This is a genomic window from Bacillus sp. GbtcB14 (assembly GCF_019091205.1).
Taxonomy (GTDB): Bacteria; Bacillota; Bacilli; order Bacillales; family Bacillaceae_G; genus Bacillus_A; species Bacillus_A cereus_AG.
Genome location: NZ_JAGXJT010000006.1, coordinates 37,158 through 54,748 on the forward strand (window position 1 = coordinate 37,158; position 17,591 = coordinate 54,748).

Below are 17,591 nucleotides of genomic sequence, written 5' to 3' on the forward strand. Positions count from 1 at the left end.
TTTGTAATGAAAACAAAAGATCGAATAGACAGTATTGTAAAAGAAATGCAGCGGCATATAGATTTCTCTGGGGTAATTTTAGTGAAAGAAGAAAAAGGCATAGCCTATGAAGAGGCGTTTGGTTACGCAAATCGAAATGAATGTATAAACAATATGCTACAAACAAAGTTCGGAATTGCCTCCGGTTGTAAAATATTCACTGCCATCGGTATCTGTCAACTTGTTGAAAAAGGTGTAATTACTTTTCATACAAAGTTAAAAGATTGTTTAAGTATTAAATTTCCAAATTTTAATGAAGATATTACAATACATCATCTTCTGACACATAGTTCGGGTATTCCGGATTATTTTGATGAAAGTATTATGGATAACTTTGAGGAGCTTTGGAAAGAAACTCCTATGTATCTTTTAAAAAGTTTAAAAGACTTTTTACCACTATTTCAAGACAGAGATATGAAGTTTGCACCAGGAAGTAAGTTTCACTACAACAATGCAGGGTTTATCATAATTGGATTAATAATCGAAGAACAGACAGGGCTTAAATTTACGGAGTATATAGAAAAAAACATATTTAAACCAATCGATATGAATGATTCTGGCTATTTCTCTTTAGATAGATTACCAAGACACACAGCTCTCGGATATATACAAGATGAAATTAGCCAGACTTGGAGAACAAATGCTTACTCTATTCCGATAAAAGGTGGTTCTGATGGTGGAGCTTTTATTACTGCGCCAGACATGCTGAAGTTTTGGGAAGCGTTATTTAACTATGAAATCATAAGCCGAGAATATACAAAAATACTTTTAACTCCTCATATCCAAGTAAATAATAATCAATCTTACGGCTATGGAATATGGATTGAAACAAGAGAAAACAAGATATTTAAATTTCATGTAATGGGATATGATCCTGGCGTCAGTTTTCGTTCGGCCGTATATCCAGACTTAGGAATTACATTAGTTATTCCATCAAATAAAGGAGCAGGACCTGAAAAATTAATGACAGAAATAGAAGGAGCTTTTTAATTATATGGATATAGAAATTAGAGCGTATAAAAAATCGGATGAAACAGGATGGCTTCGTTGTCGTGTGTTATCTTTTTTAGATACAGCATATTACGATAACGTATTTAGAGAAAAGGAAAAATATGAACATCCTGCTATTGAATTAGTAGCTGTATATGAAAATCAAATTGTGGGTTTAATAGATATCGAATATGAATTAGAAGAACGTACAGTTTGTTCAAGAGGAACTGGTCTTGGCGGTATGATTTGGCATATTGCAGTTCATCCGGATTTCCGTAGAATGAAGATTGCTAATCAACTATTAAATGAGGCAGAGCAGTTAGCGAAAGAACTTAACCTAAATCGATTTGAAGCATGGACTAGGGACAACCTATGGGTACATGGATGGTATGAAAAGAACGGATTTGTAAACGAAGATTCATATTTACACGTATACTCCGATCATACAGACGAGATCAAAGGTGTAATGAAAAGTAATATAAATCAGCTATTTCCAGTTCAAACATTTGCTCATTATACAGGTGAAAATAAAGAAGAGATAAGAAATCAATTTAAACGAGTTCATGATTGTTTTTGTTTTGAAAAGTATTTTAGCTAACTAAAGTACCTTTATTTATAAAATAAAGGTACTAAAGACGTACGAGTAAAAAGTACGTCTTTTTATTTTTAAAAATAATTCTTAAGACTGATGGGAAATCACATTCCACATCATACAATTGAAAGTAGCTATCGTATTTCAATTATGAAATGAAAAGAAGCAAATATAATTTTAAAAGGTAAACAACTATATAGGAGGACTTTAAATGGACATTGTACTTGTTATTCTTATTATTGTTTTAATGCAAAGTAAAGAACGAAAAGTAAAAGTAAATCGCATTTGGCTTGTTCCAGCTTTATTGTGTTTTGTAACAGGTCAGTCCCTTATTCATATGGGGCAAATAACTTTGCTGCAAGGACTATTGTTAGTTATAATGCTTGGAATCGGCTTATGTCTTGGAATTATACGGGGAAAAGCTCTGGAATTTCGATTAGATAGTGAAACAGGTCATGTATTACGAAGAGGAAACTGGTTAAGTACATTGATTCTTCTTGTTGTTTTAGTTGCGAAAATCGTAATTAAGCAAAGTATGTTTTCAGGTAGTACGCACCAGACATTAATGTTTGTAACGAATGCCTTTTTATGTATCACATTAGGTACCGTGATTAGTAGACGTTATTACATTTGGAAAAAATATAATGAATTAACTCAAAAAGGATAAAATATACATCCCTTGTTTATCAATACAGTGAACGGTAATACTAAATAACATTGAACTTTTACAACAAGGGATGATAATATGATATTCATTTACACAGATTTCGGCGGAACACATTCAACTTCGCTCGCTGCAGCTTATCATTTAAATAAATTGCCAACGGATCGTAAGTTAACGAAAGAAGAAATATTAAATGTAGATTACTTTAATAAATTGAAAACAGAGGATATGGGAAAGATTATTTTCCATGGTCAAGATGAATATGAGAATCCTGTATACACAATTGGATGTGGGGCATCCAAAGTCGTTGTACCTGCGATGAAGCATTTAGGAGAGATTTTGCAAAAACATTATCACAGTAATGAAAAGATTATTTTTTCTAATACATCACCAACAGTCCCTTTACCTATGACTTTTGGTGGACTGTTTTCTAGAAGGTTCCACATCGACTTTATCGGTGTACCATTACTCGTATGGGGAGCAAAACTTAGCTGTGATAACATACAAAGACTTGTTAGTTATACGAAAGAAGCCGGGCGATTGACGAATGATTATGTTGTAATTTTAGATAATGAAACTTTTAAATAATTGTATGATAAAAGAAAATCGAGCAAATTCCTTGATTTTCTTTTTAATTTGTGAAAAAGACAAGAAATAGTCACATTTATTATCTATCTACTATAGCCAAAACTATAAAGTCCTGTTACTATTACAGGGATATTCTCTTTTCGTAACATAAATATATAGAAAAGTCAGAAAAGAGGAATTGAATTAAGGGAGGAACAACATGAAGCGTGTTGCTTGGATTACTGATAGTACAACTGCGAGTTTTACAACAGAAGGAGATAACTTTGTTATCCCGATTGAAGTTATTATTGATGGTGTGTCGTACAAAGATTGTGAAGAAGGTGTGCGTGAGCGCGTCTATAATGCGTTGAACGAAGGTAAAACTGTCACTACATCACAGCCTAACATAGGGGAAATGGTAGAGTTATTTTCGAAATGCAAAGAAGAATATGAAGAGGGATTTGCAGTTGCTATTAGCGGAAAAGTAAGTGGAACTTATCAAAACATGAAGTTAGCTGCAGAAATGGCAGGTTTCCCATTAACGGTATTGGATAGTGAAACAACAAGTTATCCAATGGATGAATTAATTAGAAAAGCGAAATCGTTATACAATGATGGTATGACTTTACAAGATATACACAAAACATTAGTAGATGAAAAAAGAAGACCTTATTATGTATTCCCAAAAAGTTTAAAAGGTCTATATGCAAGTGGGCGTGTAAAAGGAGTTCAATTTTTACTTGGAAGTTTATTAAGTGTCAACTTAATATTAGAAGTAAAAGCTGGAGAGCTTTTACTTGAAAAGAAAGTTCGCAAAATCCAAAAATGTCGAGAATACATTAAAAATGAGCTTGAAAAAGAATTACCAAAAGTACTTCATATGTTCCATGCTAACGATAAAGATGGAGCTGAAGAATGGATTTCAGATATTAGACAAGCATTCCCTGAAATGGATTTCAAATTATATCCATTACCAATTTCATTTGCGGTTCATGCAGGTGAAGGTACAATAGCAATTAGTTATTAAGAGGAAAACCCGTGAATGATTCGCGGGTTTTTTATGTAATTAAATTGAAATTGGAGGCATATCACGTCGCCATCAAGCAAAAAGCTCATTTTATCGTTTTGAGGAGCAATCAATCCCTCGACTTGATTTAAAATTAAAAATATAAACCTTTACCTACTGGCTGGACAGTTTCTAGCACAGTATCAACCATTGCTTCATTAATTAGGGTTCTTATAATCCAAGCTGAGAGATCTTGAGCAGCAAAACAACCCGCAGCAGTCGAAATATTTCCTTCGTTTACGAAACTTTGTTCAATAACGTCTACATCAAATTCTTTAAGCTGTTCTACAACGGATGGATATGTAGTTGCTTTTTTACCAGTTAACAACTTTTTAGCTCCTAGTAGTAATGAACCAGAACACATAGATCCTATTAATTGTCTTTGAGGATCTACATGAATGCTATTAAGATACTCTTGATTTTTATATAAATCTTGGACTCCCTTACCACTTGCAAATATTACAGCGTTAGCAGACGGAATATCAGATATACATCCCGTCATGGGAATACGTAAGCCAGACATGGATATATGTGTTTTTTTCGTTCCTAATAGTTGAACATTCCAATCAGAAATACCGCCAACTAAACGAACACGATTTAATAAATCCCATGGTAGAAAAACATCTATATCAGTAAAGTTATCAAAACAGACTATTGCAATTCTCATTTTCTAATCCACCCCCTTACTGTTGTTACCAGTGCCAATTAACTTTTCTAATAAAACGATTGCTTTAACATTTGATTCTAATTCCATAAGTAAGTCCCCTTATTTACAAGATGAACTTCTCCTGTTTTATGTTCTATATTAAGTTATAAATCCCTGTATATTCCATGCATTTAAAAGAGTTGTTAGCAATTTTTTAACTCACCCAAACATATAAATCAATTAAATTTCCTGCTTGGTTTCTACCGATTCGTTCTACAGAATCCACATTTTTAGCAATAACTCGTAAGGTATTTGGAAATGAGACTCTTTAACTTTCTCAAGCAAGTTGGTGTAATTCATCACATACAGAAATAGAAATAAAAGCGTCATCAGAACAGTAGTCCTGCTCCACTGGTTAAATAGAGGAGAGGTGATAATATCCGTTTACATGTATATTTTATTAAATAAAAGATTATACACTTATAAAATATGTGGCATTGAAATATCTTATACATGCCTTAAATTCTGTTGTATAGAGAGATAAAAGGATTTTTTAAGATGAAAATAGAAATCTATATAAAAATATATACAAATGGTAGGGATATTATGAAAATTGGTAAGTTTGGAGAAGTAAATAACATAAGTATTGATACAATTAGACATTATATGGATCTCGGCCTCCTTATTCCTGAAAGAAAGGGAGGGCATTATTTTTTTGATGAGTATTGTCAAACAGATTTAGAACTTATATTACATTACAAAGATCTAGGATTTAGCTTGAATGAAATTAAAGAACTATTTTTTTATAAAAATTTAGCGAAATCTATGAATTACGAAAATGAGAATTTTTACCAATCTTTATTTAAATTGAAATATGACAAGATGGAACAGGAAATAGAGCTTTTGGAGAAGAGACGTGATAAATTAAAGGAAGTGTTACAAGATTTATTATTAACAAATGAAACTTCAAATTCAATTATAGGGATAGATTTAAGCGTACTTCAGTTACTTACATGTTCTAAGTGTAGCAAAAAACTAATACTTCAAGATGGAATTATTACTAACAATCAAATTACTGAAGGGAAGCTAATTTGTAATTGCGGTGAAGAATATATTATTACTTCGGGAATTATAACTGCGGGTAAATCATTTAAAGCAAATGAGCGAACGTCACTTGAAGATACTATTTCGGATTATATTCATGAAACTGATAATGCGTATTTGGAAAATATGCATAGAGAAGGACAATGGGCGAAAAAAAAACTAATACATTTAAATTTAAATAATAAATTAATACTGGATATAGGATCGGGACTTGGGTTCTTTTTGAGAAACATTTATGAAGAACTACCCGAAGATTGCCTATATATTGCAGTGGATCGAGATTTAAATAAACTTTTATTTTTAAAAGATGTATTAGCGAGAAGAAATCCGAAAAGAAACATTCTCTTTATCTGTGCTGATTTTTTGAATATCCCTATTCAGAATCAATCAGTTGATATTGTAATTGATCATTCTGGTACGAGCAATTATAGTTTTGAGCATGAGAATTTTTTACTTCAAGAATTAAATCCGCTTTTTAAAACGGATTGTTATTTATTAAGTTTATTTATTTTATTTAAAAATTTCAGCTCAAATAGCCAAATTACAAATAACTTTCGAGCAAATTTTACACTTTCAAAAGTAACGAAAGAAATCCAAAATCTACAGTTTCAATCCATTGATGAAAGTACTTCAATTTATTTGAAACGAGGAGGAAAGTACGAGGATTTCTTTGTTCAAGGAGAAGAAATTTATACATATTCATTTTTCGGAAAAAGATGGGGTTAACCCCATCTTTTATTTATTTTCCCTTAAAACTTTTCAAATAGTACATATTGCTATTGGGTTGACCCAAGAACTTACAATGTACGTAACACAAAATTAGGCAGGGGGAAAAGTGATGGAAAGTTTACGATTACATATAGAAAATAAAAAAAGAAACCAAGAACTAAGAAATATTTGTTTATATTCAATTGCAAAAACAGTATCAATATTCGGTAGCTCTATGTATAGTTTCGCATTAGGATTATATGTTTTACAAATAACTGGGTCTGCGTTGAATTTCGCGATTACGCTCATATTAGGAACGATTCCAATGATTGTTATGAATCCATTTGCTGGTGTCATTGCTGATAAGGTTGATAAAAAGAAACTGGTTGTTTGTATGGATTTACTAAGTGGATGCTTATTAATAACTGTTTATATATTAAGCAACTATTATGGATTAAACTTATTCATTATTTATACTACAACATTTCTTATAACGGTATTTACAACCTTTTTTGGAATTGGATTAGAAGCCGCAAAACCAAATATCGTCTCTAAAGAGAGGCTTATGAGTATTAATTCTTTAAGTAAAATTATCGATTCTGTATCTCTAATTCTTGGCCCCATGTTAGGTGGTATCGTTTTTTCAGTATTTGATATTAAAACTTTTATAATTATAAACGGTATTTCATTTATTCTTTCAGGGATAGCATTACTATTTATTCAATTTAAACTGTTCGAATACACTATAAATGAGGAAATTTCAAAAAGAGGAGTTAATTTTATTAAAGATATAAAAGAGGGGTTTTCTTACTTACTTGAAAAGGAAAGCTTAAAGAATACGTTTCATATTTTAATTTCGTTTAATTTCTTCTTAGGATTTGCTGTAACGGTTCCATTGCCATACATTATTAACACAGTACTCAATCTAAGTTCTAAGCAATTTGGTATCATTCAAGGGACTTTTCCAGTAGGGATGATACTTGGTGCAATTGTAGTAAAAAAGATAACTGATTGTTTTTCTTACTCCTATCTTTTGAAAAAGCTAAGTACTATGTTGTCAGTTATTATGATTCTTTCAGGGATTCCAGTGTTATTCAAAAGTATTGAAGTGAATGATTTTGTATTCGTTATTACGTATTGTGTTGTTATGATCTTTTTAGGGCTTATTATAGCGCTGATTGATATTCCTTTAATTTATTTTATGCAAAAAGAGATTCCTGATGAATATAGGGGAAGAGTGCTTAGTATTGGATTAAGCTTAGGGAAAATGATGCAACCAATAGCACTCGCAATATCAGGTCTATTATTAAATTATATCCCAGCTTACATCATTCCAATTGTAGGTGGAATCTTATATTTAATAGTAATTAAAGTTTCATCAAATCGTTTCATATTAGAAGTCCATTCGAAAGATTATAGTGCTTAGTAGATTCTTAGATTATTTATAGAATAGATACTGCTACATCTTGCAAGCTAAGAAAAGCAAATACTATAAAATGAAAAAATGGACTGATTTCCTATGGACAATGTTGAAGAGATTACATATTCGCTTTAGGGGGCTAAATATAATAAGAAAATTTAGCTTTATGGATTGACCTTCCACTTACAGGAAGCAGTATATTTAAAATAATTAATAAGAGGAGGTGAGTGGTATGCTTTCAATTGGGGAGTTCTCAAAAATATCGCATCTTACAATGAAGACGCTGCGCTACTATGATGAAATTGAGCTTTTAAAACCTGATTTCATAGATGCTAAGAATGGCTATCGCTACTATAATATTTCCCAATTAGAAAAAGCTTTATTGATTACACGCTTGAAAACTTATTTATTTTCGCTGGAAGAAATTAAGGATATTTTAGCAAATTGGGAGAATACTGAGTTGCTTAATTCTAAAATGAAAGCCAAACAAGAAATACTAACACAACAGATTACATTTTATTCTTCTTTATTAAAAAATTTAAAGTTTGATATTCAACAATTAGATGAAGAGGAAAGTATTATGGATTACTTAAATCATATTGAGATTAATCTTGTAAATCACTTAACCTATCATATAGTATCTCAGCGAAAACGAATAAATATCGCGGATTTCCTAACACACTTTAATGGGTTGTTTAGTAAAATTTTATTTGAAAATTTATCGCCTATTGCAAAACCACTTGCTATATTCCATAGTTCGGAATATACACCTGAAAATTATGATGTAGAAATTGCGATTCCTCTTGCCGAGGCCACAAATAAAACAAAAGTGTTTCATCCCGGCCTTTGCGCAATGGCTATGCTTAATGGATCTTACAATGAATTGCCTTCTATTCATACAAAGCTACATGTTTGGGTTAAAGAAAATAACTATAAACTGAATGGCGCTCCGTTTGAAGTTTATAAAACGAATCCTTATAGCACATCAGAGGAGAATAATCTCATAGAAGTATATTTTCCTATAAAATGAGTAAAGGAAGGGGCGTATAACAATGTATGGTATAAACCGGCCAACGATAAAAGAAAAGATTTTAATTGTAGTTGCTGAGATTATATACTTATTCATTGCATATTATTTACTTTTCATTATTTATTTCAAACCAGGTATTTCAATAGGGCTTTTTATCGCTTTAATTATTACCGCTTTACGATTAACAGCTATGATGTTTATATGGTTGCCTAGAGGTATTGCATGGCAAGAAGCCATTATGAACAGTATTGCTTTTGGAATATATTATTTAGGTTTTCCAATCTTAATGATTACTAGTAATCAGGATCCAAACTTAACATTACTTATCATAGGCTGGATATTGTTTTTAGGAGGAAGTATGTTAAACACAGTTTCGGAATTACTTAGAAAACCTTTTAAAGACGACCCTATAAATCAAGGTAAGCTGTACACAGGGGGGTTATTTAAATATGCGATTCATATTAATTACCTCGGGGATTGTGTTTGGGTGTTAGGTTTAGCGTTAATCTCTAGTAATATGTATAGTTTATTTATCCCGCTAGGCCTATTTTTAGTATTTGTTTTTAATTATATTCCAAAATCTGATGATTACTTACAAAACAAGTACGGAGAACAATTTACATTGTATAAACGGAAAACAAAAAAACTAATACCGTTTATTTGGTAAATCAGTTTCATAAATTATAAAAAGCGCAGGATCCACATCCTGCGCTTTTTTATCGTATTTCAGCTGTTTTTCTAATAACAATCTTATCAATATCATCTTCTTCATCACCGATAAATAAACCGCGTTCTTTTAAATACGCCTCAAAATATAAATCTGCTTCTGCACGTTCATCATATGGTTTTACAGATAGAACGAAACCTAATTTATTTTGTTCCTCTAAATGAGAAGTGGAGATGTAGGCCGGTACATTGTGGCGTAAAAAGAGTTCTTTAACCGGAATAATCATATCTTTCATTAATTTCGTTAACATACCCATTTCAAACTCGAAATTAAAGCGATCTATGCTACATAAATCAGCGAATACTACACCGATAAAACCTGTATTAAATACTTCTTGATATTCTACTTCTTCGTTACCGTAAAAATTCTTTTCGATTAAATAATTTATAAAGTAAGCAACACCGTCACTTTGTTCAAATGGTTTCGTTGAAAGAACAAAGCCGATTTTCTTTTGTTTAGGTAAATACACACATGACATGTATGCTGAAATGTTATGTTCTTTAAATAGAGAACTTGTTGCTCCAGAGAGGCCATCAAGTACATGATGAACAATTTGAAGTTTTTTACGAGCGAAATAATAGGATTTCTTTTGTAACTCCAATGTATCAATAAAGACAGAGCCGATAAAGCCTGTATTTGAAATGATAGGTGTTTGCTTTTTTCTTCCTCTGCGCTTTGCTTGAGCCATTGTAAAAATCATCCCTTCATGTACAATTAAAATAAAAAAAGAACGTTTGTTCGTGTATTTATATTTTACTATTAAAACGCTCTAAAGTAAAGGGTTTTTGACGAAAAAACAACAAAAAAGACACCTGTAAAAGGTGTCTTAAACGCTGTAGGGAAGAGGATTCATCCGTACAATTTATATTATGATACAGAAACAATCTCTTCTGTATCTTCTACATCTAAATGACAGTCCATAGTACGAACATCTTGATCTTCATGACTTCCGAAATAAATAGTAATTTTCATATGTATCGCTCCTTTATTCTAGGAATACCTAAAATAATTACTAGTAATGTTAATATTTATTATATACCACTTTTTTCATTCCGACAACGTTATATCATTTTTAATTCTATTAGGGCAAAAAGAGTGATGTATAGAGCTATTTTTATAGAAATAGGTACATTTCTTATATGTTATATTTAATATTGAAGGAATCGAATACGAATTTTTATGAAAGGAGCAAAATGAATGAGTTATAAACAGTTACTAATAGATAATTTTACATATAAAACGTCATATATTGCGCGGCAGTTACATGGAATGCATGTAAAAGAAACGAAGGACTATATTGCTATCGACTGTGGTTTACCTGCAGATACATTTAATATCACTACTTTACTAAACAATGATTTAACGGAAGGCATTGAGAAACTATATAAAGTGGTAAACAACTATAATCAAAAGAAACTTCCAATGAGTGTTTGGTTTTGGAATGATAGGCATGAGCAGACTATAAAAAGCGAATTAATAAAACTTGGCTTAAAAGAAGCAGAACAAAATATCGCGATGGTAGCAGACTTAAAAACAATTCATCCAACAATAAACATGCCAGAAGGTTTTACGATACAAAAAGCATCTTCGTCAGGACAAATTAAAAAGTTTGGGGAAACATTAGCTAATCTATTTGGTACATCAGAGGAAGGTAGACATGTACAAGCATTCTACTATCAAACTGCTTCTTTCGACTTATGGAATAGTGAAAATATGAAATTGTACATAGGACTTTATAAAGGTGAAGTTGTATCGGTTGGTTCACTAGTATGTACAAAAGAAAGTATTGGTATTTATGATATAGCAACTAAAGAAGAAATGAGAGGAAAAGGATTTGGCTCGACTATGTTTAATTACTTGCTGCAAGAAGCAAAAGAATTGAAAGTTGCTCAATGCGTATTACAGGCTTCACCTGATGGGATTAATATTTATAAAAAGGCTGGTTTCCAATCTGTTGGACAAATGTCTGTTTATGAAAATCGACATTTAATTGAATGAATCATCCAAATTAAACTACTTTCATGTAGGAGTTAATACATCATTATGAAAAAGATATATATCGTTACAATCATTTGCACTTTTATCGTAATAGGTACTTTCGTTTTTCATAAAGTAAATGAACTTAAGTACACGAAAGCTATTAATCAATCCAATCATATAAAAAACATTGCACATAGAGGCGCTTCTGCGTATGCGCCAGAACATACATTACCAGCTTATACATTAGGACAACAATTAAAAGGAGATTATATAGAAATTGATCTTCAAATGACAAAAGACGGACATTTAGTAGCTATGCATGATGAAACAGTAAATCGCACTACAAATGGTACGGGGCTAGTTAAGGAACATACATTAGAAGAAATAAAGCAACTAAATGCAGGTTCTTTTTTCAATGAAAAGCATCCAAATTTAGCAAAGAAAGAATTTGAAGATGTTAACGTTCCAACACTAGAAGAAATTATTGAAACGTTCGGGCATAATGCTAATTATTACATTGAAACAAAATCGCCAGATGAATATCCCGGTATGGAAGAAAAGCTATTAGAAATTATAAAGCACTACGAAATAAGTGATAACGTTATTATTCAATCATTTAGTGAAGAAAGTCTGCAAAAAATTCATAGTTTAGATGTTAATATACCTCTAGTACAATTACTACCTTACAAAAAGGCAGTTCAATTAACTGAATTAGAGATAAAAAAGTATAAAACATACTGCATCGGTCTTGGGATGAACTATAAATATATTGATTCAGCTTATGTAAAGAGAATAAAGAAACACGGATTAGAAGTTCATCCATTTACTGTAGATAATGAAAAAGATATGAAAAAGTTACTTTTATGGGGCGTTGACGGGATGTTTACGAATTATCCGGATCGTTTACATTCGTTATTACAATCTTAAACTATAATGGTATAATTATCACTGAACCAATAAAACAAGTACCCATAAGAATACAAAGATAGTTCGTGATCCAAATGGTAACATCATTGAATACATAGAGCCGATATTGAAATGAAATCCGAAAAAGAATCCAATATTTTTATTGGATTCTTTTTATTTAGCTCTAAGTGACTAACTTAAAGCAATTCGATTTTGAATTTATTAATAAAATATTACATTGAGTATGATTTTTCGTAATAATCATCAGAAAGTAACCAAATTGTAATGAATTTTAACTACGCTTTTTATATTTTTTTGATACACTGGCTACGAGAGGAATACCGATTAATGTAGGCAAAAACCAAAACCATATAGGTGGCAGTAAATTAATTAAGGGGATATGAATACCGACGTTTACTAAAAGTGCGGTTACCGCACCTATATAAGAACCTAACATACCTCTAATATGATGATGGAGCCAATTTTTCCAACGTTTTTTTCGTGCCAGGTAGCCATAAATCGCAAATGCATAAGATAAAATTGCTACATAAAATAAATATGCGATTTTATCCCAGTTAATAATGGATAATATAATTGCAGTAAGGGTGATCACAACATAGGATGCATGATATATTTCGCCCCATTCCGTATGTTTTCCTTTCTTTTTTTGAGCAATCATTGCTACAATACCGGTGATTAAGCATATTGTTCCAAATAATATGTGGATGGTTAAAAGAACGTTGAAAATGCTCATAATAATTCCTCCTTTTTTATTTTTATAGTATTGCAGTATAGGAGAAAAGTTGAAACATATTGTTTATTCGCCTTAATATATTGAATTAAAGGTATTTCTAGAACAAATTTAAACGGACAAATTTTTCTTGAATTTTGTGAGTCACGTATTACGTGAAATGAAGGAGAGACTACCATGTTTACATCTATTACATATTTACAATCTGGGAATGAGAAGCAACAAAAAGTATATGATGTTTTGAATAAACTAAACATTATGGAGGATTTAGCTTTGTATAGTCCGGTTCTTTGCGGGACAATTCCTATTAGAATTGATACTCTTCAATCTGACTTAGATATAGTAATGGAAGTACATAACTTTAATGTTTTTGAACAGGAAATGAGATCTTTATATGGCTCTTATGAAGGATTCAATATAAAAAAGAAAAAAATTAAAAATACCGAAACGATAAAAGTAAAATTTGAATTTGAAGGTTTTGAATTTGAATTATTTGCTCAGCCTAAGCCAGTACGTAACCAAAATGCATATAGACATATGATCGTAGAGCACATGTTATTAATGCAGCACCCCCATATAAGGGAAGAAATTCTTCGCTTAAAAGAGAACGGTTTAAAAACAGAACCTGCTTTTGCTCAAGTATTAAATATGGACGGAGATCCTTATGACGAACTTATTTTGTTAGGGCAGGAAATGAGATTGTGGTAAATGCGATACACAAAAACTCCTCTATAAAAAATGAGGAGTTTTTGTTATGTCATTAACTTACGGATTAATTCACTCAACAATTTAACCCCAGTAGTGATTTGTTCTGGAGAAGCATATCCATATGATAATCGAATGTGTCGATCTGATTCTTCTTCATAAATACGTCCTGGGTTTAAAAGAATTCCTTTTGAAAGTGCCTCTGAAAATAATTTCTTCATCGGAATGCTAGGTACAAGCTTTAGCCATATAAAGAATCCGCCGTTAGGAATATCCCAAGTGGCAATATCTGCGCAATACTGATTTAAAGCTTGTATCATGATTTGTCTTCGTTCTTTTAATTGAATTCTTACGTTTGCAACATGCTCTTCATAAAAACCTTTATTTATCCATTCAGCAGCAACTCTCTGGGATAACGAACTCGATCCATAGTCTGTTTGCATTTTTATATCTGACAATCTATCAATTACAGGTTCTGGTCCAATAATCCATCCAATTCTAAGTCCAGGAGTAAGTGTTTTAGAGAGACTACCAACATATAATACATGTCCATGTTTATCTATCGACTTTAAAGGAGCTGGAGGTTGTTTATCAATCCATAACTCGCGGTAAATATCATCTTCAATAATAGGTAACTGTTCCTTTTCACATATTTTTAATATTTCTTTTCTTCGTTCTTGAGACAGTAATATCCCTGTTGGATTTTGAAAACAAGGGATAGAATATAAAATATTTTTCTTTTGACTGTATTTAATGCGTTTTAATAATTCGTTAGGTAAAATCCCGTGATGATCCATGGATATACCAGATAGATTTATATTTGCTGATTGAAATACATGAAGTGAATATAAATAAGAAGGCTGTTCAAGTAAAACGGTTGATTCTCTATGCAATAGACCAATTGATATTAATTGGAGTGCTTGTAATGCACCAGAGACGATTAATATAGAACTGGCTGATGTATGTATTCCAAATGATTTTACGTAGTTACTTATTGCTTCACGTAACGGTAAAAAACCTTTTTGTTCTTCGTATCCAAAATACTCTAAATCCTCACATACGTTTTTCATAATGGACTGCATAGTTTCTAGTGGGAAAAGTTGAGGCGCAAGTTCACCTTTACTAAGATGGATAAGTTTTTTATTTGCTTCTGCTTCATTGATTTCTCGTACCATTAATTTGCTTGGTTTATGAATACCAGCCTTTACATACTCACTCCAATCAGGCGGGGGATTCGTCGCTAATAATGACCATGTATTATTCGTTACAATTGTTCCTGCTCCAATTTTCCCTTGAATCAATCCATCTGCCATAAGTTCATCTAGCGCAGTTATTACAGTACTTCGATTTACATGAAATAATTTGGCTAGCTGCCGTTGACTAGGAATCTTACTTCCAATAGGCCATTCTCCATTTTCAATTTTTTCTTTCATATAGTCTACTATCTGCCGATATTTGGGCAGTTTTTTATTCGTTGTCATAAAAAAACTCCCTCGTTCACTTTAAAAATGCCAAGTGGTTGGTTTTTACGATAAATAACTGGTTGAAGACATTGTATCAACTATTAAATATGATGAAAAGAAATAATTGGTAATTTGAAAGTGGTTGGTTTATTAGGGAGGGAGAGATAACATGCATAATAAAAAATGGGATTTACGCATCATATGTGCTCACGCTTTTACGATTCTAATATGGGGAACCGCTTTTCCGGCAATTCGTATGGGGCTCGAATCGTATACACCTGAGCATCTTACTTTACTACGTTTATTACTTGCTTCATTTATACTTCTGTTGTTTTCTTTTATTTACAAGTTACGGCTACCGGATTTAAAGGATATCCCAGTAATTTTTATATTTGGTGCTTTAGGATTTACTTTTTATCATATTGCATTAAACTATGGCGAAAAAACAGTCAATGCTGGATCTGCCAGTTTAATTGTTTCAGTCACACCTATAGTAACGGCTATTTTTGCATCTGTTTTTTTGAATGAAAAAATGAAATTAAATGGTTGGATCGGTGGTGTAATTAGTTTTATAGGAATTTCTTTCATATCATTCAGTCAAGGAGATGCTATTCAATTGAATAGTGGAGGATTATTTATATTAGTAGCAGCCGTTTCAGAAAGTCTATTTTTCGTTTTTCAAACTTCTTACTTAAAAAAGTACGGCTTCTTGCCATTTACCATATATACAATTTTATCTAGTACTGTATGTATGCTTGTTTTCTTACCGGGAATGTATACAGAAATACTTGCAGCCCCTCTTGAAGTGAATATGAGTGTTATATATTTAGGTTTATTTCCAACAGTACTCCCATATATCGCATTAGCTTATATCATATCTCATGCTGGTGCTGCGGAGGCGACAAGTTCCTTATATTTAACACCAGTAACTGCATGCTTTATTGCTTGGATATGGTTAGGTGAAGTGCCAACTTTTGTTTCGATAATTGGAGGGGGAATTACTATACTTGGTGTTTTAATCGCGCATTTCACTTTTAAAAAAGAAATTGAAAGTGAAAAATACTGTAATACAGCAAGGTAGTTTGGTTAGTATTTGCAAAAGATTTAATTGCACTGTTAATTAGATTGCTTATTAGAGGAAGAACTCACATAATGTTAGTTCTTTTTATTTATACAATGTTTACTAGTAATGTTCATATAAAATTGTATAGTTTAATTATTTTTTTACATATACATAATTATCATCTGCTATTTTCTATATGGAAGGAGAAATTCTTTGGAAAAAGTACTATTTTTCGGAGACCCAGGTATTGATGACTCGTTTGCCATTATGTATGGTTTACTACATCCTGAAATTGAAATTGTCGGTATTGTAACTGGATATGGAAATGTTGAACATATACATGCTGCGCATAATGCAGCGTATATTTTACAGTTAGCAAATAGACAAGATATTCCTGTGATTAGCGGTGCAACAAAACCACTTACAGAAAAAATTACAACATACTATCCTGAAATTCATGGACCAGAAGGATTAGGGCCTATTCATGTGCCCGAAAGTGTATTGTCTATCCCGATATACAATTTTGGTAGTATTGCTTCGATTCTTGTAAAGTACGGAAAGGATTTGACAATTGTCGATGTAGGAAGATCGACCTCGTTAGCGATTGCTTTTAATTTATGGAAAGATTTAATGCTAAATGTAAAAGGAATATATTTTATGGGTGGTGTCTTTTTAGAAGTAGGAAACGTTACGCCATTAGCGGAGGCAAATGTATATGGAGATCCTATAGCAAGTAAAATTGTTTTTCAGCAAGCAAAAAATTTATTGATATTTCCTTTAAATGTAACAAACAAAGCAGTGTTAACACCAAATGTCTTTAACTATATCCAAACTAATTCAAAGAATCCATTCCATACGATAATGAAACCAATGTATGATTACTATTTTTCTGCATACCAAAAACTTAATCCATCAATCGAAGGACCTTTGCTTCATGATGTGGTTGCTATAAGTGGATTAGTAAATCCAAGTTTTTTTAAATTTGTGCATCGTACAGTGAATGTAGATACATTCGGAGATACGAAAGGACAAACATTTGCTGATTTTCGACCTAGTTCTATATCAGAAGGAGCTTGTATTGCTTTAGAAATAGATGAAGAAAAATTTACTCAAGATTTTATTAAAACTATGCTATAAGTTGCTGTCGAAACAGGGAATTATTTCACTACG

18 protein-coding genes are annotated in these 17,591 nt (G+C 31.7%); 14 read left to right on the top strand and 4 right to left on the bottom strand.

The window, feature by feature from the left end:
* Window positions 1–6 precede the first annotated feature (6 nt).
* The 5 genes from KVT31_RS18420 (at window position 7) to KVT31_RS18440 (ending at window position 3,879) form a co-directional block, all read left to right on the top strand.
* Window positions 7–1,029 (top strand): serine hydrolase domain-containing protein, encoded by a 1,023-nt coding sequence (locus tag KVT31_RS18420; protein WP_088096508.1) that lies wholly within the window; start codon window positions 7–9, stop codon window positions 1,027–1,029.
* Between the two features lie 4 nt (window positions 1,030–1,033).
* Window positions 1,034–1,627 (top strand): GNAT family N-acetyltransferase, encoded by a 594-nt coding sequence (locus KVT31_RS18425; protein WP_088096509.1) that lies wholly within the window; start codon window positions 1,034–1,036, stop codon window positions 1,625–1,627.
* Window positions 1,628–1,832: 205 nt separating this feature from the next.
* Window positions 1,833–2,288: a CcdC protein domain-containing protein gene (locus KVT31_RS18430; protein ID WP_088096510.1), complete on the top strand. Its 456-nt coding sequence runs from the start codon at window positions 1,833–1,835 to the stop codon at window positions 2,286–2,288.
* A 78-nt stretch (window positions 2,289–2,366) separates the two neighbouring features.
* The gene (locus KVT31_RS18435) at window positions 2,367–2,873 is read left to right on the top strand and encodes a DUF3189 family protein (protein ID WP_088096511.1); all 507 of its coding nucleotides are present in this window, start codon (window positions 2,367–2,369) and stop codon (window positions 2,871–2,873) included.
* A gap of 199 nt (window positions 2,874–3,072) precedes the next feature.
* The gene (locus tag KVT31_RS18440) at window positions 3,073–3,879 is read left to right on the top strand and encodes a DegV family protein (RefSeq protein ID WP_088096512.1); all 807 of its coding nucleotides are present in this window, start codon (window positions 3,073–3,075) and stop codon (window positions 3,877–3,879) included.
* A gap of 133 nt (window positions 3,880–4,012) precedes the next feature.
* On the opposite strand, the gene KVT31_RS18445 is transcribed toward KVT31_RS18440, so the two are convergent.
* Window positions 4,013–4,585: a DJ-1/PfpI family protein gene (locus KVT31_RS18445; protein ID WP_088096513.1), complete on the bottom strand. Its 573-nt coding sequence runs from the start codon at window positions 4,583–4,585 to the stop codon at window positions 4,013–4,015.
* Window positions 4,586–5,170: 585 nt separating this feature from the next.
* Between KVT31_RS18445 and KVT31_RS18450 the strand changes: the two genes are divergently transcribed.
* The 4 genes from KVT31_RS18450 (at window position 5,171) to KVT31_RS18465 (ending at window position 9,493) form a co-directional block, all read left to right on the top strand.
* Window positions 5,171–6,394, top strand: a complete 1,224-nt coding sequence (locus KVT31_RS18450; RefSeq protein ID WP_088096570.1) for a methyltransferase domain-containing protein — start codon at window positions 5,171–5,173, stop codon at window positions 6,392–6,394.
* Window positions 6,395–6,506: 112 nt separating this feature from the next.
* Window positions 6,507–7,802, top strand: a complete 1,296-nt coding sequence (locus KVT31_RS18455) for an MFS transporter (RefSeq protein ID WP_088096514.1) — start codon at window positions 6,507–6,509, stop codon at window positions 7,800–7,802.
* 226 nt (window positions 7,803–8,028) lie between these two features.
* Complete coding sequence (locus tag KVT31_RS18460; RefSeq protein WP_088096515.1) at window positions 8,029–8,826, top strand: MerR family transcriptional regulator; 798 nt, start codon at window positions 8,029–8,031, stop codon at window positions 8,824–8,826.
* Between the two features lie 22 nt (window positions 8,827–8,848).
* Window positions 8,849–9,493, top strand: a complete 645-nt coding sequence (locus tag KVT31_RS18465) for a methyltransferase family protein (RefSeq protein ID WP_088096516.1) — start codon at window positions 8,849–8,851, stop codon at window positions 9,491–9,493.
* A 49-nt stretch (window positions 9,494–9,542) separates the two neighbouring features.
* On the opposite strand, the gene KVT31_RS18470 is transcribed toward KVT31_RS18465, so the two are convergent.
* Window positions 9,543–10,241 carry a hypothetical protein gene (locus tag KVT31_RS18470; RefSeq protein WP_088096517.1) on the bottom strand — a complete coding sequence of 233 codons (699 nt, stop codon included), beginning with the start codon at window positions 10,239–10,241 and terminating at the stop codon, window positions 9,543–9,545.
* A 509-nt stretch (window positions 10,242–10,750) separates the two neighbouring features.
* Here KVT31_RS18470 and KVT31_RS18475 point away from each other — a divergent pair.
* Window positions 10,751–11,551: a GNAT family N-acetyltransferase gene (locus KVT31_RS18475; RefSeq protein ID WP_088096518.1), complete on the top strand. Its 801-nt coding sequence runs from the start codon at window positions 10,751–10,753 to the stop codon at window positions 11,549–11,551.
* Window positions 11,552–11,596: 45 nt separating this feature from the next.
* Window positions 11,597–12,460 (top strand): glycerophosphodiester phosphodiesterase, encoded by an 864-nt coding sequence (locus KVT31_RS18480; protein WP_088096519.1) that lies wholly within the window; start codon window positions 11,597–11,599, stop codon window positions 12,458–12,460.
* Between the two features lie 271 nt (window positions 12,461–12,731).
* On the opposite strand, the gene KVT31_RS18485 is transcribed toward KVT31_RS18480, so the two are convergent.
* The gene (locus KVT31_RS18485; protein ID WP_088096520.1) at window positions 12,732–13,193 is read right to left on the bottom strand and encodes a DUF2306 domain-containing protein; all 462 of its coding nucleotides are present in this window, start codon (window positions 13,191–13,193) and stop codon (window positions 12,732–12,734) included.
* Window positions 13,194–13,367: 174 nt separating this feature from the next.
* Here KVT31_RS18485 and KVT31_RS18490 point away from each other — a divergent pair, with 174 nt between their 5' ends.
* Complete coding sequence (locus KVT31_RS18490) at window positions 13,368–13,898, top strand: DUF4269 domain-containing protein (RefSeq protein WP_088096521.1); 531 nt, start codon at window positions 13,368–13,370, stop codon at window positions 13,896–13,898.
* Window positions 13,899–13,942: 44 nt separating this feature from the next.
* Here KVT31_RS18490 and norG read toward each other — a convergent pair whose 3' ends face one another.
* Window positions 13,943–15,376, bottom strand: a complete 1,434-nt coding sequence (gene norG / locus KVT31_RS18495; RefSeq protein ID WP_088096522.1) for an efflux pump transcription regulator NorG — start codon at window positions 15,374–15,376, stop codon at window positions 13,943–13,945.
* A gap of 151 nt (window positions 15,377–15,527) precedes the next feature.
* Between norG and KVT31_RS18500 the strand changes: the two genes are divergently transcribed.
* Window positions 15,528–16,439 (top strand): DMT family transporter, encoded by a 912-nt coding sequence (locus KVT31_RS18500; RefSeq protein ID WP_088096523.1) that lies wholly within the window; start codon window positions 15,528–15,530, stop codon window positions 16,437–16,439.
* A gap of 195 nt (window positions 16,440–16,634) precedes the next feature.
* Entirely contained in the window at window positions 16,635–17,558 is a 924-nt protein-coding gene (locus tag KVT31_RS18505; RefSeq protein WP_088096524.1) for a nucleoside hydrolase, read from the top strand.
* Window positions 17,559–17,591 lie beyond the last annotated feature (33 nt).

Excerpts from the sequence above, each read along its gene's own strand:
- KVT31_RS18500 (WP_088096523.1), top strand. The coding sequence starts at position 15,528 with ATGCATAATAAAAAATGGGATTTACGCATCATATGTGCTCACGCTTTT.
- KVT31_RS18440 (WP_088096512.1), top strand. The coding sequence starts at position 3,073 with ATGAAGCGTGTTGCTTGGATTACTGATAGTACAACTGCGAGTTTTACA.
- KVT31_RS18430 (WP_088096510.1), top strand. The coding sequence starts at position 1,833 with ATGGACATTGTACTTGTTATTCTTATTATTGTTTTAATGCAAAGTAAA.
- KVT31_RS18450 (WP_088096570.1), top strand. The coding sequence starts at position 5,171 with ATGAAAATTGGTAAGTTTGGAGAAGTAAATAACATAAGTATTGATACA.
- KVT31_RS18425 (WP_088096509.1), top strand. The coding sequence starts at position 1,034 with ATGGATATAGAAATTAGAGCGTATAAAAAATCGGATGAAACAGGATGG.
- KVT31_RS18445 (WP_088096513.1), bottom strand. The coding sequence starts at position 4,585 with ATGAGAATTGCAATAGTCTGTTTTGATAACTTTACTGATATAGATGTT.
- KVT31_RS18475 (WP_088096518.1), top strand. The coding sequence starts at position 10,751 with ATGAGTTATAAACAGTTACTAATAGATAATTTTACATATAAAACGTCA.
- KVT31_RS18490 (WP_088096521.1), top strand. The coding sequence starts at position 13,368 with ATGTTTACATCTATTACATATTTACAATCTGGGAATGAGAAGCAACAA.
- KVT31_RS18460 (WP_088096515.1), top strand. The coding sequence starts at position 8,029 with ATGCTTTCAATTGGGGAGTTCTCAAAAATATCGCATCTTACAATGAAG.
- norG (WP_088096522.1), bottom strand. The coding sequence starts at position 15,376 with ATGACAACGAATAAAAAACTGCCCAAATATCGGCAGATAGTAGACTAT.
- KVT31_RS18455 (WP_088096514.1), top strand. The coding sequence starts at position 6,507 with ATGGAAAGTTTACGATTACATATAGAAAATAAAAAAAGAAACCAAGAA.
- KVT31_RS18485 (WP_088096520.1), bottom strand. The coding sequence starts at position 13,193 with ATGAGCATTTTCAACGTTCTTTTAACCATCCACATATTATTTGGAACA.
- KVT31_RS18420 (WP_088096508.1), top strand. The coding sequence starts at position 7 with ATGAAAACAAAAGATCGAATAGACAGTATTGTAAAAGAAATGCAGCGG.
- KVT31_RS18480 (WP_088096519.1), top strand. The coding sequence starts at position 11,597 with ATGAAAAAGATATATATCGTTACAATCATTTGCACTTTTATCGTAATA.
- KVT31_RS18435 (WP_088096511.1), top strand. The coding sequence starts at position 2,367 with ATGATATTCATTTACACAGATTTCGGCGGAACACATTCAACTTCGCTC.
- KVT31_RS18470 (WP_088096517.1), bottom strand. The coding sequence starts at position 10,241 with ATGGCTCAAGCAAAGCGCAGAGGAAGAAAAAAGCAAACACCTATCATT.
- KVT31_RS18465 (WP_088096516.1), top strand. The coding sequence starts at position 8,849 with ATGTATGGTATAAACCGGCCAACGATAAAAGAAAAGATTTTAATTGTA.